Annotated in this window: 15 protein-coding genes; 7 read left to right on the top strand and 8 right to left on the bottom strand. The window is 71.1% G+C overall.

Annotated features, from left to right (window positions below; translation table 11 throughout):
• Positions 1-101: 101 nt before the first annotated feature.
• On the top strand, positions 102-1,718 hold the full coding sequence (locus B5557_RS26790) for an LCP family protein (RefSeq protein ID WP_173877739.1): 1,617 nt from the start codon (positions 102-104) through the stop codon (positions 1,716-1,718).
• Positions 1,719-1,764: 46 nt separating this feature from the next.
• Here the strand turns inward: B5557_RS26790 and B5557_RS26785 are convergent, their stop codons facing one another.
• Positions 1,765-2,832, bottom strand: coding sequence for a glycosyltransferase family 2 protein (locus tag B5557_RS26785; protein ID WP_079661852.1), 1,068 nt, complete (start codon positions 2,830-2,832; stop codon positions 1,765-1,767).
• A gap of 133 nt (positions 2,833-2,965) precedes the next feature.
• Between B5557_RS26785 and B5557_RS26780 the strand changes: the two genes are divergently transcribed.
• A complete protein-coding gene (locus B5557_RS26780) occupies positions 2,966-4,441 on the top strand; it encodes an LCP family protein (RefSeq protein ID WP_079661851.1) in 1,476 nt (491 codons plus the stop codon).
• A 249-nt stretch (positions 4,442-4,690) separates the two neighbouring features.
• Positions 4,691-5,053: a four-helix bundle copper-binding protein gene (locus B5557_RS26775; RefSeq protein WP_079661850.1), complete on the top strand. Its 363-nt coding sequence runs from the start codon at positions 4,691-4,693 to the stop codon at positions 5,051-5,053.
• Between the two features lie 78 nt (positions 5,054-5,131).
• Here the strand turns inward: B5557_RS26775 and B5557_RS26770 are convergent, their stop codons facing one another.
• Positions 5,132-6,430 (bottom strand): LCP family protein, encoded by a 1,299-nt coding sequence (locus tag B5557_RS26770; RefSeq protein ID WP_079661849.1) that lies wholly within the window; start codon positions 6,428-6,430, stop codon positions 5,132-5,134.
• Between the two features lie 120 nt (positions 6,431-6,550).
• Here B5557_RS26770 and B5557_RS26765 point away from each other — a divergent pair, with 120 nt between their 5' ends.
• Entirely contained in the window at positions 6,551-7,111 is a 561-nt protein-coding gene (locus tag B5557_RS26765) for an acyl-CoA thioesterase (protein ID WP_079661848.1), read from the top strand.
• 236 nt (positions 7,112-7,347) lie between these two features.
• On the opposite strand, the gene B5557_RS26760 is transcribed toward B5557_RS26765, so the two are convergent.
• The gene (locus B5557_RS26760) at positions 7,348-8,505 is read right to left on the bottom strand and encodes an acyl-CoA dehydrogenase family protein (protein WP_079661847.1); all 1,158 of its coding nucleotides are present in this window, start codon (positions 8,503-8,505) and stop codon (positions 7,348-7,350) included.
• A 211-nt stretch (positions 8,506-8,716) separates the two neighbouring features.
• Between B5557_RS26760 and B5557_RS26755 the strand changes: the two genes are divergently transcribed.
• Entirely contained in the window at positions 8,717-10,060 is a 1,344-nt protein-coding gene (locus tag B5557_RS26755) for a UDP-glucose dehydrogenase family protein (RefSeq protein WP_079661846.1), read from the top strand.
• A gap of 122 nt (positions 10,061-10,182) precedes the next feature.
• Here B5557_RS26755 and B5557_RS26750 read toward each other — a convergent pair whose 3' ends face one another.
• Positions 10,183-10,692, bottom strand: coding sequence for a CGNR zinc finger domain-containing protein (locus B5557_RS26750; protein WP_079661845.1), 510 nt, complete (start codon positions 10,690-10,692; stop codon positions 10,183-10,185).
• 112 nt (positions 10,693-10,804) lie between these two features.
• Between B5557_RS26750 and B5557_RS26745 the strand changes: the two genes are divergently transcribed.
• Both B5557_RS26745 and B5557_RS26740 read left to right on the top strand, forming a co-directional pair.
• On the top strand, positions 10,805-11,164 hold the full coding sequence (locus B5557_RS26745; protein WP_079661844.1) for a VOC family protein: 360 nt from the start codon (positions 10,805-10,807) through the stop codon (positions 11,162-11,164).
• 14 nt (positions 11,165-11,178) lie between these two features.
• Positions 11,179-11,577, top strand: coding sequence for a VOC family protein (locus B5557_RS26740; RefSeq protein ID WP_079661843.1), 399 nt, complete (start codon positions 11,179-11,181; stop codon positions 11,575-11,577).
• 34 nt (positions 11,578-11,611) lie between these two features.
• Here the strand turns inward: B5557_RS26740 and B5557_RS26735 are convergent, their stop codons facing one another.
• The 4 genes from B5557_RS26735 to B5557_RS26720 all read right to left on the bottom strand — a co-directional run bounded on the left by B5557_RS26735 (position 11,612) and on the right by B5557_RS26720 (position 15,811).
• Positions 11,612-12,811: a dipeptidase gene (locus B5557_RS26735; RefSeq protein ID WP_079661842.1), complete on the bottom strand. Its 1,200-nt coding sequence runs from the start codon at positions 12,809-12,811 to the stop codon at positions 11,612-11,614.
• 152 nt (positions 12,812-12,963) lie between these two features.
• Positions 12,964-14,142 (bottom strand): dipeptidase, encoded by a 1,179-nt coding sequence (locus B5557_RS26730; protein ID WP_079661841.1) that lies wholly within the window; start codon positions 14,140-14,142, stop codon positions 12,964-12,966.
• Positions 14,143-14,153: 11 nt separating this feature from the next.
• Complete coding sequence (gene purE, locus B5557_RS26725) at positions 14,154-14,651, bottom strand: 5-(carboxyamino)imidazole ribonucleotide mutase (protein ID WP_079661840.1); 498 nt, start codon at positions 14,649-14,651, stop codon at positions 14,154-14,156.
• Between the two features lie 20 nt (positions 14,652-14,671).
• Positions 14,672-15,811, bottom strand: a complete 1,140-nt coding sequence (locus tag B5557_RS26720) for a 5-(carboxyamino)imidazole ribonucleotide synthase (RefSeq protein ID WP_079665021.1) — start codon at positions 15,809-15,811, stop codon at positions 14,672-14,674.
• Positions 15,812-15,914: the final 103 nt, after the last annotated feature.

The raw sequence follows: 15,914 nt of genomic DNA, 5'->3' as shown, positions 1-15,914 counted from the left end.
TGACGCGGGACGGGCCCGTGTCAGGCGCACGGCGGGGAGGGGCAGGGGAATTGGCGGGGAGCAGTGGGGTGCGAGGCGAGGTTCCCGCGGTCGAGGACACGATGTCCTTGACCGCCCGGGAGCAGCAGGACCAGGACGCATCCGACAAGGACGGCAGACACAAGGACGCCAGACACGGCGGCGGGCGCAAGCGCGGCCGCGACGGCGGTGGGCCGCGGCGCAAAGGCCGGGGTCGACGCGCGTTGCGCTGGTCGGCGACGGTGCTCGCGGTGGTGATACTCGGCGGCGCGGGGGCCGGATACCTCTACTACGAACACCTCAACGCGAACATCAAGCACGACGACCTGAACATCGGCGACGCCAAGGACCGGGCGGCCGACACCAAGGCCAACTCGGCCGGCCAGACGGCGTTGAACATCCTGCTGATCGGCTCGGACGCCCGCGACACCGCGGCGAACCAGAAGCTCGGCGGCGCCAAGTACGACTTCGGCGGCCCGCCGCTCGCGGACGTGCAGATGCTGCTGCACGTGTCGGCGGACCGCAGCAACATGTCGGTGGTGAGCATTCCGCGCGACACCCTGCTGTCCATTCCCAAGTGCACGAATCCCGACGACGGGACCACGTACAAGGCGCTGACCAGCGAGATGGCGAACGCGTCGCTCAGCCGAGGCGGGCCGGGCTGCACGGTGGCCACGTGGGAGAAGCTCACCGACATCCACATCGACCACTTCATGATGATCGACTTCTCGGGTGTCGTCTCGATGGCGGACGCGATAGGCGGCGTCCCGGTCTGTGTGGACGCCAACGTCTACTCGCACACCAGCACCGGCAAGGGCTCCGGCCTGAAGCTGGAGAAGGGCACGCACTCCATCAAGGGCGAGCAGGCCCTGGAGTGGCTGCGCACCCGCTACGGCTTCGAGGACGACACCGACCTCGCGCGCGCCAAGGCGCAGCACATGTACATGAACTCGATGGTCCGCGAGCTGCGCGCCAACGCCAAGCTGACCAACCCCAACAAGCTGCGCAAGCTCGCCGAGGCGGCCACGAAGGCGATCACCGTCGACGACGGCCTGGACACCATCACGAAGATGTACGACCTGGCGGGCGAGCTGCAGAAGGTGCCCACCGACCGCATCACGATGACGACGATGCCGAACCGCTACCAGGGCGAGCGGGTGGTGCCCACGGAGGACGCCAAGCAGCTGTTCCGCCTGGTGCGCGAGGACATCGCGCTGGACGGCAAGGACGCCAAGAAGGCCACCGCGAACCCGTCGCCGACGGCGACGACGCCCGCGGACCCGGCCGCCCCCAACGACAAGATCGCGGTGCAGGTCCACAACGGCACGCGCACCGACGAGCTGGGCGCGGCCCGCGGCCGGGCCTCCGACGTGACGCAGGTGCTGACGGGCAAGGGCTTCACCGAGGCCGTCGCGGACACCTCGGCGGCCACGACCGTCGCGAAGACGGTCGTCCAGTACCCGAGCGCCGATCTGCAGGGCGACGCCCAGGCGGTCGCGAAGGCCCTCGGCATCCCGACGAGCCAGGTGAAGAAGTCCACCGAGGTCTCCGGGGTCACGGTCGTCGTGGGCGCGGACTGGCGGTCGGGGACGACGTACAAGGCGCCGGTGAAGAACGACAGGACGCCCGCCTCGGCCGGGGCGATCAACGCCTCCGACACCAGCCAGTGCATGCACGTGGACCCGAACTACTCCTGGTAGCCCGGGTCCGGCGGTCTGTGACGGCGCCTCGTGGCGCCGTCTTCAGTCAGTGGGTGTCGCTGTGGCTGTCGCTGCCGGTCTCGACGGGGGTGTCGCTGAGGACCGCGGGGCGTCGTGACGCGATGACCTTCCTGGCCAGCGCCTTCGGGCTGGTCAGGAAGCCGAAGCCCCACGACATGTGCATGGTGGCGAGGGCCACGGGGATCTGCAGCCGTGCCTTCACGGGCAGCCCCTTGCCGGCCGGCAGCGACCCGGCGACGATCGCCGCGAGGTAGCCGCCCGGGATCAGGAAGCCCAGCGGGGTGAGCGCGGCGCCGACCACGATCCCGGCCGCTATCGCGCACACCGCGGTCGGCGGGGCGAGGTAGCGCAGGTTGATGGAGCCCTCGTGGTAGCGGGCGACGACATGCCGCCACCGGCCGTAGTCCTTGTACTGCTTGGCGAGCGCCCGCGCGCTGGGCCGCGGCCGGTAGGACACCTTCAGCTCGGGCGAGAACCAGATCAGGCCGCCCGCCTCGCGGATGCGGAAGTTCAGCTCCCAGTCCTGGGCGCGGATGAACTCCTCGTTGTAGCCGCCCTGTTGCTCCAGCGCCTCGCGCCGGAACACCCCGAGGTACACCGTCTCGGCGGGCCCGGCCTGCCCTCCCGTGTGGAAGGCGGCGTTGCCGACCCCGATCTTCGAGGTCATGGCGGCGGCGACCGCGTGCTCCCAGTCGTTCTCGCCCTCGGCGTACATCAGGCCGCCGACGTTCTGCGCGCCGGTCTCCTCAAGGAGCCGTACGGCGGTGGCGATGTAGTTCGGCGAGAGCATGCCGTGCCCGTCGACGCGGACGACGATCGGATGGCGGGAGGCCTTGATCGCGGCGTTGAGGGCGGCCGGCGTGCGACCGGTCGGGTTCGGGACGGTGTGCACGCGCGGGTCCTCTGCCACGAGCTGGGCCGCGATCTCGTCCGTACGGTCCGTGGACGGACCGATGGCGATCACGACTTCCAGCTCGCCGGCGTACTCCTGCGCGAGGATCGCTTGGACGGCTCCGCGCAGATGCCGCTCCTCGTCGAGGACGGGCATGATGACGGAAACGGCGGGGAGCTGCACGTCGGGATTGGCGTTCATAGGGGGTTCACGTTACCGCGAACGGGGGACACGGCCCGCCCCGCCGGGTGCGCTGCACCGGTCGGCAGATCGTATGGGCCTACCGTTCTCACGGCTTCCCCCGCCCACCGCCGCCGCCCGGAGGTGCCCCCGTATGCCCACCACTTCGCCCCGGCCCCCGCGCCGCCCCCACCCACAGCGCCACGCGCCGCGTTCGTCCGTCCGGCCCGCCCGGCGCCCTCGTCGTCCGCGCTGGGCCATGCGGGCGGCGACGACGCTGTCGGTGGTGCTGCTCGCCGCCGCCGGGATCGGCCACTCGGTGATCAGCAGCATCGACGCGGGCATCGCCCGGGTCGACCCGTTCAAGGACATGAAGAACCGTCCCCGGGCCGGTCACGGCATGAACGTCCTGCTGGTCGGCACCGACGGCCGCGACCGGATCACCCCGGCCGAGCGCCGCCGGTACCGTCTGGGCGGGGCGCCCTGCCACTGCACCGACACGATCATGATCGTGCACATCTCGGCGGACCGGGAGCGGGCCAGCGTGGTCAGCCTCCCGCGCGACTCCTACGCCGAGACGCCCCCGCACACCGACCGGGTCACCGGCGAGGAGCACCACGGCCACCCCGTCAAGCTCAACGCGGCGTACGCGGAGGGCGGCCCGCAGCTCACCGTGCGCACCGTCGAGAACATGACCCACGTCAAGATCGACCACTATCTGGAGGTCGACTTCGTCACCTTCATGAAGACGGTGGACGTGCTGGGCGGCGTGCGGATCTGCACGGCCACGCCCCTGAAGGACTCCTACACGGGCCTCGACCTCGCGCCGGGCACACACACGCTGCTGGGCGGCGAAGCCCTGCAGTACGTCCGCTCCCGGCACGCGGACGCCACCTCCGACCTGGGCAGGATGAAACGCCAGCAGCGCTTCCTGGCGGCCCTGGTGGAGCGGGCGACGTCCTCCGGGATCCTGCTGAACCCGCTGAAGTTCCGCGACGTCACCCGGGCCGTCCTCGGCTCGGTCCGCGCCGACCGCGGCTTCGGCGCCGACGAACTCCTGGACCTCGGCCGGGCGATGCGCACCTTCTCCCCTTCCTCCTCCGAGTTCACCACCGTCCCCATCGGCCGGATGGGATACGTCGTGAAGGGCATCGGCTCCACGCTGAAGTGGGACCCGGTGAAGTCGCAGCGCCTCTTCGCGTCCCTGCGCGACGACGAGCCCCTCGCCGTCCGGCATCCCGACCGCCCGGTCACGCGCGTGGACGTCGCCCCGCAGCAGATCCGTGTCCAGGTCGAGAACGGCACCCGCACGGCGGGATTCGGCAAGCGCGTGGACAGCGCCCTGGCGGCGACGGGCTTCCGCACGACCCGCCACCCGGTCAGCGCGACCGCGCCCGCCGCCCGGCGCACGGTCGTCGCCTACGACCCCCGCTGGGACCGCTCCGCGAAGTCCCTCGCGACGGCCCTGCCGGGCAGCGAACTGCGCGCCGTCCCCGGCCTCGGCCCCACCCTGAAGGTGATCACGGGCACGGACTTCCGGGGCGTGCGGAAGGTGCAGGGGGACGGGAACGGGGACTCGGCACAGGCGGCGTCCGGGGTGGTTCGGGGCGACGAGGTGGGGTGTTCCTGAGGGGTGTGCCGTAGGGGGCGACGGCCGGACCGTAACCCTGATGGACCTGCGGCGCTGCCGACGATGTGCCGGTGGGGCGCCGGCGGGGCGTCGTTGAGACGTCCGGGCGAATGTGCGTTTCCGTTGCGAATCGGTGCGGATCGGTGCGGATCGGGGCCGTCCGCCCAATGGCGTGGGGGCCCCGGAGGGCGTAGGACGGAAACGCACGCGCGGGCCCGCCCGGGCCCCCTCACCCCCCCAGGAGGAGCCATGACCCAGCCCGGAACCATGACCGCCATGAGCAAGCAGATGCAGGACTGCGTCGAAGCGTGCATGTCCTGCCACAGCATGTGCGAGGAGACCATGAGCTCCTGCATGCAGATGGGCGGCCAGGCCCAGATGCAGATCATGCGCGCGCTCATGGACTGCTCCGAGATGACCCGTATGTGCGCCGACATGATGATGCGGCGCTCGCCCATGTCGGCCGAGATGTGCGCCCTGTGCGCCAAGGCGTGCGACATGTGCGCCGAGGCGTGTATGGCCATGCCGGACGATCCGCAGATGATGCGCTGCGCCGAGTCCTGTCGCCGCTGCGCCGAGATGTGCCGCGCGATGGCGGGCGCCCGGATGTGACCGCCGTCTGAACGAGCTCGGGGGCACCCTGTGTGGGTGCCCCCGAGCGGGCCCGTGCCCTGCCGGTCCGCCGCCGGGTCAGTTGCCCGAGACGGTGACCTTCTCGTCGTTGTTCAGCTCGCTCACCAACTGCTTCACCTTCGCCTTGTCCCAGACGAGGTTGCCGCCGGTGGAGCCGGAGATCGGCATGTTCATCGAGGTGCCGTCGCCGCCGTTGACGCCCTTCATCGCGAAGAACATGGAGGCCAGGTCGTACAGGCCCATGTCCTTGTCGACGATCAGGGAGTCCAGGCCCGCGCCCAGCGTCGGGTACAGCTTGAAGGGGTTCATGACCGTCGACGGGGTCGCCACCTCGTGGGCCAGGGCCGCGAGGAACTTCTGCTGGTTCTTCGTACGCTCCAGGTCGGACGCGGCGAACGCGTGCCGGGTACGGACGAAGGCGAGCGCCTCCTCACCGTTCAGCTTCTGCTTGCCCGCCTGGAAGTCGGCACCCGAGTACTTGTCCTTGAACGCCTTGTCGATGGTGATCTCGACGCCGCCGACCGCGTCCACGATCTTCGCGAAGCCGGCGAAGCCGATCTCGACATAGTGGTCGATGCGCAGGCCGGTGTTGAACTCGACGGTGCGCACCAGCAGCTCCGGGCCGTCCATCGCGTACGCGGCGTTCAGCTTCACGTGCCGGCCGGTGCCCTTGTACGTCTTGCCGGACTCGGAGCCGACGAACGTCGGGATCTCCACGTCCGAGTCGCGGGGCAGCGAGACCAGCGTGTCGCCGTTGGACCCGACGTGCAGGATCATCATCGAGTCGGTGCGCTTGCCCTCGGCGGAACCGGTGTGCAGCTCCTTCTTCTCCGCGGCGGACAGGCCCTCACGGCTGTCGGAGCCGACGATGAGGTAGTTGGTGCCGTCGCCCCCTTCCGGCCGGTCGATGACCTTGGACAGGTCGACCTCGCGGCGCAGCTTGGAGTCGGCCCAGAAGTAGGTGGCGACCGACGTCACGACCAGCACGGTCACGACGGTGATCGCGGTCCACTTGATACGGCGTCGCCAGTTCGGCGCGGGCCGCGGACCCCGGGTGGCCGTACCGCCGGGGCCGGCCGGTCCGCCCGGCCCCCCGGAGTCACTGCCGCCTCCGTAGACCTGGCCCGTGTTGTAGCCGCTGTCGTACCCCGACCCCCGCGCGTCGGTGTAGTCGCCGTATCCCTGACCGTTGACGTACGACGGCTGCGGCGGGACGCCGGGGCCGTGCGGCGGGGCGGCCGGGCCACGGCGTACCTGCCGCATGACGCGCGCGCTCTCGGGCTGTGCGCTCGCGCTGCCGCTTCCGTACCGGTTGCCGCGGTCGTTGTCGGACCATCCCTCGGGCCAATCGTTCATGCGGACCAGTGTGCAGGGCAGGACTGTGTGCCGGACAAGGGCCGTCGGAGAATCAGGGCCCCGCTGTTGCCAAGCTGACACAAAGTCCCGGGTTGTCCCCCTCGGCATAAGGTGGAGGACATGACAGACCAGGTCACCGCGGCGGACTCGGGCAGCACCCCGGACATCCCGGGCAAGCCCACGTCCGCGTCGCGCACCACGCTCAGCCACATCATGACCCACGCCGACACCAACCTGCTGGGCACGGTGCACGGCGGTGTGATCATGAAGCTCGTCGACGACGCGGCGGGCGCCGTGGCCGGACGGCACTCCGGCGGGCCCGCCGTCACCGCGTCCATGGACGAGATGGCGTTCCTGGAGCCGGTCCGCGTCGGCGACCTCGTCCATGTGAAGGCCCAGGTCAACTGGACCGGCCGGACGTCGATGGAGGTCGGCGTCCGCGTCCTTGCCGAGCGCTGGAACGAGTCCGCACCCGCCACTCAGGTCGGCTCGGCCTACCTGGTCTTCGCCGCCGTCGACGCCGACGGCAAGCCCCGCGCGGTCCCCCCGGTCCTCCCGGAGACGGAACGCGACGAACGCCGCTACCAGGAGGCCCAGATCCGCCGCACCCACCGCCTGGCCCGCCGCCGCGCCATCAGGGAACTACGGGAGCGCCGGGTGGCCGAGGGCTTGGACGACTGAGGCCCGGGGGCTGGGCTCCCCTGGCCGCCCTACCTGCCACCCGGCGTGACGACGAGCGGTTCACCGTCCGGTGCGCGGCCGGCGCACGGATCATCCGGGACGGACCGTCTTACGGGGGTCTGAACAGCGGCGGCCGTGACTCGGACACGCGTCGCCCCCGCCCGGCGAGGATGCGGGCGGGGGCGACCATGGCGTCACGGTCCCTTGGCGACCTCTGGGGAAGCCCTGGGGAAGCCCTAGGGAAGGTTCCTCGCCATCACTATGCGCTGGACTTGGTTCGTGCCCTCGTAAATCTGGGTGATCTTGGCGTCGCGCATCATGCGTTCCACCGGGTAGTCGCGGGTGTAGCCGTAGCCGCCGAGGAGTTGGACCGCGTCCGTCGTGACCTCCATGGCGACGTCCGAGGCGAAGCACTTCGCGGCCGCGCCCTGGAAGGTGAGGTCGGAGTCCAGGCGTTCGGACTTGGCGGCTGCCGCGTAGGTCAGCTGGCGGGCGGCCTCGATCTTCATGGCCATGTCGGCGAGCATGAACTGGATGCCCTGGAAGTCGGCGATCGCCTTGCCGAACTGCTTGCGCTCCTGGACGTAGCCCTTGGCGTAGTCGAACGCGCCCTGGGCGACGCCGAGGGCCTGGGCCGCGATGGTGATGCGGGTGTGGTCCAGGGTCTTCATGGCCGTGGCGAAGCCGGTGCCCTCCTCGCCGATCATGCGGTCCGCCGGGATGCGCACGTTGTCGAAGTAGACCTCGCGGGTCGGGGAGCCCTTGATGCCCAGCTTCTTCTCCGGCGCGCCGAAGGAGACGCCCGGGTCGGACTTCTCCACGACGAAGGCCGAGATGCCCTTGCTGCGCTTTGTGGGATCCGTGACCGCCATCACCGTGTAGTACTCGGAGACGCCCGCGTTGGTGATCCAGCGCTTCACGCCGTTCAGGATCCAGTGGTCGCCGTCCCTGACCGCCTTGGTCTTCATGCCGGCCGCGTCCGAGCCCGCGTCCGGCTCGGAGAGGGCGTACGAGAACATCGCGTCGCCCTTGGCCAGGGGCGTGAGGTACTTCTTCTTCAGGTCCTCCGAGCCGGAGAGGATCACCGGCAGGGAACCCAGTTTGTTCACCGCGGGGATGAGGGAGGAGGAGACGCAGGCGCGCGCCACCTCCTCGATCACGATGACCGTCGCCAGCGCGTCGGCGCCCGCGCCGCCGTACGACTCGGGAACGTGCACCGCGTGCAGATCGCTCGCCACCAGGGCGTCCAGCGCCTCCTGCGGGAAGCGGGCCTCCTCGTCCACCGCGGCGGCGTACGGCGCGATCTTCGCCTCGGCCAGCGAGCGGATGGCGTCGCGGAGCATGTCGTGCTCCTCGGACGGGCGGTACAGGTCGAAGTCAGCCGATCCGGCCAAGGTGTCTCACGCTCCAAAGACGCTACGGTCACTGACGCTAATTACCGTTAAGTAACTCAAATTTTAGGGGTCCGCCCGACCGAGTGATACGTGAGCTTGGCGACAGGGTCCTCCCCTCCTTCCTCCCCTCCCACATCTGCCCGGTGAAAGGCGCGAACACGCCCCGACTATGCTCGGGCGCGCAGCGACGGCATCCCCACCAGGAGCATCCATGGCCCTCAAAATCACCGTGATCGGCACCGGCTATCTCGGCGCCACGCACGCCGCGGCCATGGCCGAGCTGGGTTTCGAGGTGCTCGCGCTCGACGTCGTGCCGGAGAAGATCGAGATGCTTGAGCGGGGCGAGACCCCGATGTACGAGCCGGGGCTCGAGGAGCTGCTGCGCAGGCACGTCGCCGGGTTCGAGGGGTCCAGCGGGCGGCTGCGGTTCACGATGGACTGGGCCGAGGTGGGGGCCTTCGGCGACGTCCACTTCGTCTGCGTGAACACTCCGCAGAAGCACGGCGAGTACGCGTGCGACATGTCCTACGTCGAGTCCGCGATCGCGTCGCTCGCCCCGCATCTGACGCGTCCGGCCCTCGTCGTCGGCAAGTCCACCGTGCCGGTGGGGTCCGCCGAGCGGCTGGCCCGGACGATCGCCGAGCTCGCGCCCGCCGGTGAGGACGCCGAGCTCGCCTGGAACCCGGAGTTCCTGCGGGAGGGCTTCGCCGTCGACGACACGCTGCACCCGGACCGGATCGTCGTCGGGGTGCGCAGCGAGCGGGCCGAGGCGATGCTGCGGCAGGTGTACGAGACCCCGATCGGGGAGGGGTCGCCGTTCGTGGTCACCGACTTCCCGACCGCCGAGCTGGTGAAGACCTCCGCGAACTCCTTCCTGGCCACCAAGATCTCCTTCATCAACGCGATGGCGGAGATGTGCGAGGCCTCCGGCGGTGATGTCGCCAAGCTGGCCGAGGCCATCGGGCACGACGACCGGATCGGGAAGAAGTTCCTGCGGGCCGGGATCGGGTTCGGCGGCGGGTGTCTGCCCAAGGACATCCGGGCGTTCATGGCGCGCGCCGGTGAGCTCGGGGCCGACCAGGCCCTCACCTTCCTCCGCGAGATCGACTCCATCAACATGCGCCAGCGCGGGCAGATGGTCGAGTTGGCCCGGCAGGCGCTGGGGGGCGGGTCGTTCCTGGGCAAGCGGGTCGCCGTGCTGGGCGCCACCTTCAAGCCGGACTCGGACGACGTACGGGACTCGCCGGCCCTGAACGTCGCCGGGCAGATCCATCTGCAGGGCGGGCAGGTCACGGTGTACGACCCGAAGGGGATGGAGAACGCCCGCCGGGTCTTTCCGACGCTCGGGTACGCCGACTCGGCGCTGGCGGCGGTACGGGGCGCCGACGCCGTCCTGCATCTGACCGAGTGGCGGGAGTTCCGCGAGCTGGACCCGGCGGCGCTCGGCGAGGTCGCGACGACCCGCCTGATCCTCGACGGACGCAACGCGCTCGACCCCGTGCTGTGGCGCAAGGCCGGGTGGACGTACCGGGCGATGGGACGTCCCACCGCCTGATCTGTACGAGACCGCGCACGACAGGTGACGCCGGTTCGGCCGAGGCTCAGTCGGCCGAACCGGCGTCTGCTTGCATTCTGCACCACCGGCCCGTGCCGTGGCTGGTGAACCTTCGCCCGGGACTACTTCGCGCGGTACCGGCGCATCTTGGCACGCGCCCCGCACACCTGCATCGAGCACCAGCGGCCCCGGCCGGCCGGGCTGCGGTCGTAGTACGCCCAGTGGCAGTCCGCGGCCTCGCAGGCCTTCAGCCGGGTCCAGGTGCCCGCGATCAGCGCCTGCGCCACGGCGGCGGCCGTACGGGTGAGCAGCGCGGGCTCCTCGGCCTGCGCGGGGGCTAGACGGGCCGAGCCGTCGTGCGCGTCCACCGTCACCAGCAGGGGGGCCGCCGCCAGCAGCTCGCCCAGTGGGGTCACCTCGCGGTGCGGTGAGTGGCCGGCGTGGGCCAGGAGGGCCGCACGCAGGGACTCCCGCAGCTCGCGGGCCCGTTCCACCTCCTCGCCCTCGGCGAGCCCGAACCGCGCCCGGCCCTCCGGCGTGTCGAGCGCGTCGGCGCCCGATTCGATGTCCAGCGTGTTCACCAGGGACTCGACCAGGGCCAGGTCTCCGGGCGCGGCCGATCTGTCACTCATGCTTGCGACGTTACCGCCAATGCGGGAGCATGCAGTAACCGTTACCGGTTACCCGTCCATACGGGTAACCGACGTACAGGTAGCCCGCACAGGTAACTTCAAGGAGGAAGTCATGGCTCTCGCCAAGCTGGGTTCCGTCGTCCTGGACTGTCCCGACCCGCGCGCGCTGGCCGGGTTCTACGCCGAGGTGCTGGGCGGCAGCATCGTGGACGAGGAGGACTGGGTGGACCTGAAGCTGCCCGGCGGGCAGACCCTGGCCTTCCAGGCCGCCCCCGGGTTCGTACCGCCGAAGTGGCCCGCGCCCGACGCGTCGCAGCAGTTCCACCTGGATCTGACGGTCGACGACCTGGACGCGGCGGAGAAGGGCGTGCTGGCGCTCGGCGCGCAGCCGCTGGACGCCGAGGACCGCTCGCGGACCTTCCGGGTTTACGCCGATCCGGCCGGGCACCCGTTCTGTCTCTGCGCCGGCTGACACCTGGAGGCACCATGCCGCCCGTGGCCCGTTTCCGTAGCGTCGTGATCGACTGCCCCGACCCGCGCGCGCTCGCCGACTTCTATGCGGCGGTCGTGGGTGGTACGCCCGAGGCCGAGGAGGGCGAGGAGGACTGGATCGTCCTGCCGGTCCCCGGCGGTCCCCGGATCGCGTTCCAGCAGGTGGAGGGGTACACCCCGCCCGAGTGGCCGCGGGCCGACCGCAACCCCCAGCAGTTCCACCTCGACTTCGACGGCGGCGCCACCTGGGCGGAGATGGACGCGGCCCATGAGCGGGTGCTGGCGCTGGGCGCGCGGCCGCTGGATCTGGAGGACCGGGAGAAGAAGGAGTTCCAGGTGTACGCCGATCCGGCGGGGCATCCGTTCTGCCTCTGCCGGATCGATCACCCCTGAGGTCCTGGGCACTCTGTCCCTTTGAGACCCCGGTTCAGCCGTCGAGGTGGGCGATGCGTGCCGTCGACGGCTCTCGGCGTTCCTGGGCCGCGCGGGCCGCGAAGTCGGCGCTGCGCAGGACGCGCTGTGTGTTTCCCCAGGTCAGCAGGGCGATCTCGGGCTCCGGCCAGCCGCGGCGGAGGAGTTCGGCGATCAGGTACGGGTAGCCGGAGGCGTCGGCGAGGCCCTGCGGGTGGGCGGTGCCGGAGTCGTATGTGCCCGACAGGCCCACGCTGTCCGGGCCGGCGAGCGCACGGACGTGGTCGAGATGGTCGGCGACGTCCCGGACGCTCGGGCCGGTCTGCTCGGCGGTCAGCGGCACCAGGCACAGGCCCTTGGCCGCGCCCAGCCCGGCGAGCAGGTCGTCGGGAAGGTTGTCGGGGTGCGGGCGCAGGGCGCGGGCGGCGGAACGGGTGCACAGGACCGGGGTCTTGGAGAGGACGAGGGCGCGCCGGACCGTGGCGTCGGAGGCGCCGGAGAGGTCGGCGAGCACGCCGAGCCGGTTCATCTCGCGTACGACCTCCTCGCCGAACCGGGTCAGCCCCGCCTCGCTCGCCCAGGAGGTGCCGGTGAGGGTCAGGACGCGCAGGCCGAGGGAGTGCAGCGCCCGCAGGATGCCCAGGGAGTCGTCGAGCGCGACGGCCGTGGCCGGCCCCAGGACGACGGCGACGCGGCCGCAGTGGCGGGCGTCGATGACCTCCCCGGCACTGAGCGCGAGCCGCAGCCCCTCGGGGTGGGCGGCTATCACCGACCGGACGAGGTCGAGCTGCTCCAGGGTGGCGCCGACGGCCCGGGCGGCGGCGAGGCCCTCGGGCAGGTGCAGCGACCACAGCAGGGCGCCGACGTGGCCCTCGCGCAGTCGGGGCAGATCGGTGTCGACGGCGGTCTCGCCGAGCTGGAGGTCGTAACAGGGCAGATGGCGCAGGGCCCAGGGCAGTCCGCTGTAGCCGTCGGCGACGGGGTGCGCGGCGAGCAGGGCGCGGGCGCGGTCCAGGTCGTCGGCTTCGGCCTGGGCCTGGGCCTGGGAGCGGCCGGGGGTACGGGGCGCCTCCCGCGTCGCGGGCCGCGCCCCGTCCTGTACCTCGTCCTGCGTGTCGTCCTGCGTGTCGTCCTGCGCCCCGTCCTGCGTGTCGTCCTGCGTCTCGTGGTCGCCGGCCTCGGGGAGGGAGTGCAGTTCGTCCTGGAGGTCGGCCATGACGGTCTCCGTACGTCGATCAGCAGTACGGTCACGGTCGCACGGCCGGGAGTGCGCTTCCTGGTGGGCGGGGCGTTCGGGGTACGGCCGGGCGGTGCGGCCGGCCGCACCGCCCGCCCCGCCCTCACGTAGGGGTCGACGTGCGAGTGGGGTCAGCCGTCCAGTGAACCGATCGTCGCGTTGGACGGTGCGCGGGTCGCCCGGAGGTCGCGGGCGACGTCCTCCGCCGCGCCCAGCACCCGCACCGCGTTCTGCCAGGTCAGCTTGGCGAGGTCCGGCTTGGACCAGCCGCGGTCGAGGAGTTCCGCGAGCAGGTTCGGGTAGCCGGAGACATCGTCCAGGCCGTCGGGGGTGAAGGCCGTGCCGTCGTAGTCGCCGCCGATGCCGAGGCAGTCGACGCCGGCGACCTCGCGCATGTGGTCGAGATGGTCGGCGACCGTGGCGACGGTGGCGATCGGGCGGGGGTTGGTCTCCTCGAAGGCCCGGTGGACCTTCATCGCCTCGGGGGTGGTCGCGAGGTGGTGGAAGCCGTGGGCGCGCATGTTGTCGTCGGCCGCGGCCGTCCAGTCGACCGCCGCCTGGAGGACGAACTTCGGCACGAACGTCACCATCGCCATGCCGCCGTTGCCCGGCAGGCGTTCCAGGACGTCGTCCGGGATGTTGCGGGGGTGGTCGCAGACGGCGCGGGCCGAGGAGTGGGAGAAGATCACCGGGGCGGTCGAGGCGTCCAGCGCGTCGCGCATCGTCGTCGCCGCCACGTGCGAGAGGTCGACCAGCATGCCCTCGCGGTTCATCTCCCGCACGACCTCACGGCCGAAGGCCGACAGGCCGCCGACGCCGGGCTCGTCGGTCGCCGAGTCCGCCCAGTCCACGTTGTCGTTGTGGGTGAGCGTCATGTAGCGCACGCCGAGCGCGTACAGGCCGCGCAGGGCGCCGAGCGAGTTGGCGATGGAGTGGCCGCCCTCCGCGCCCATCAGCGAGGCGATACGGCCCTCCGCGCGCGCCGTCTCCATGTCGGCGGCGGTGAACGCGGCGCGAAGGTCGGCCGGGTGGCGGGCGATGAGCTGCCGTACGCAGTCGATCTGCTCCAGCGTCGCCGGGACCGCGTCGGGCAGGTCCGCGCGCACGTACACCGACCAGTACTGCGCGCCGACCCCGCCCGCCCGCAGCCGGGGGATGTCGGTGTGCAGGTGGCCGTGCTGGGGCGTGGCGATGTCGCGGGCGTCGAGGTCGTAGCGGACCTGTTCGCGCAGCGCCCAGGGCAGGTCGTTGTGGCCGTCGACGACCGGGAACTCGCGCAGGAGCTCGCGGGCCTCGTCCAGTGAGGTCATCGGTGTCCGGGTCACTTTCGGAAGCCGAAGCCGTTCGAGCCCTCGACCTTGGCGCGCAGGCGTTTGCCCTTCTCGATGGCCTGGTCGCCCAGCTCCTGCTGGAACTCCCGCATGCGGGTGAGCAGCTCCTCGTCCTGGGTGGCGAGGATGCGGGCGGCGAGCAGGCCCGCGTTACGGGCGCCGCCGACGGAGACGGTCGCGACCGGGACGCCGGCCGGCATCTGCACGATCGACAGCAGGCTGTCCATGCCGTCCAGGTACTTCAGGGGCACGGGGACGCCGATGACGGGCAGCGGGGTGACCGAGGCGAGCATGCCGGGCAGGTGGGCCGCGCCGCCCGCGCCCGCGATGATCACCTTGAGCCCGCGCTCGGCCGCCTGCTCGCCGTACGCGACCATCTCGCGCGGCATGCGGTGCGCGGAGACGACGTCGACCTCGTAGTCGATCTCGAACTCGTCGAGGGCCTGGGCGGCCGCCTCCATGACGGGCCAGTCGGAGTCCGACCCCATGACGATGCCTACGACAGGGCTCATTCGGTGATCGTGCCTCTCAGGTAACCGGCTGCGTGACGTGCGCGTTCGAGGACGTCGTCCAGGTCGTCGCCGTAGGTGTTGACGTGGCCGACCTTGCGGCCGGGCTTCACGTCCTTGCCGTACATGTGGATCTTCAGCTGGGGGTCGCGGGCCATGCAGTGCAGGTACGCGGAGTACATGTCGGGGTAGTCGCCGCCGAGCACGTTGACCATGACCGTCCACGTCGCGCGGGGGCGCGGGTCGCCGAGGGGGAGGTCGAGGACGGCGCGGACGTGGTTGGCGAACTGCGAGGTGATCGCGCCGTCCTGCGTCCAGTGGCCCGAGTTGTGGGGGCGCATCGCGAGCTCGTTGACGAGGATGCGGCCGTCGCGGGTCTCGAACAGTTCGACCGCGAGGTGGCCGACGACGTCCAGCTCCTTGGCGATGCGCAGGGCCATCTCCTCGGCGCGCAGACCGAGGGCCCGATCGAGGTCGGGGGCGGGCGCGATCACGGTGTCGCAGACGCCGTTCACCTGCCGGGACTCGACGACCGGGTAGGCGACGGCCTGGCCGTGCGGGGAGCGGACGACGTTGGCGGCGAGCTCGCGGACGTAGTCGACCTTCTCCTCGGCGAGGACGGGCACGCCGGCGCGGAAGGGGTCCGCGGCTTCCTCGACGGAGTCGACGACCCACACGCCCTTGCCGTCGTAGCCGCCCCGGACGGTCTTCAGGACCACCGGGAAGCCTTCGCCCTCGGCGGCGAACGCGGCGACGTCGGCCGGGTCCGTCACGATCCGGTGCCTCGGGCACGGGACACCGATCGCGTCGAGCCTGGCGCGCATCACCCCCTTGTCCTGGGCGTGCACCAGTGCGTCGGGGCCCGGGCGGACGGGAATGCCGTCCGCCTCCAGCGCCCTGAGGTGCTCGGTGGGAACGTGTTCGTGATCGAAAGTGATCACATCGCACCCGCGCGCGAACGCACGCAGCGTGTCCAGATCGCGGTAGTCGCCGACGACGACCTCGCTCACGACCTGTGCCGCGGAATCCTGTGGGGTGTCACTGAGGAGCTTGAATCTGATGCCGAGCGGGATGCCCGCCTCGTGTGTCATACGAGCGAGCTGCCCCCCGCCGACCATGCCGACTACCGGGAACGTCACCACCCCAGGGTATCGGCCACGCCGCCGCGGCCGGATCCCGCGCCTCTTACCCGCGCCTTTCCGGCCTCATACCCGCTGTTTCCCGGCTTCTTCCCCGCTGGTC

It is taken from the genome of Streptomyces sp. 3214.6 (assembly GCF_900129855.1).
Classification (GTDB): Bacteria; Actinomycetota; Actinomycetes; order Streptomycetales; family Streptomycetaceae; genus Streptomyces; species Streptomyces soliscabiei.
Note: the sequence above shows the minus strand (reverse complement) of the source record. Positions and strands in the feature narration are given on the sequence as shown.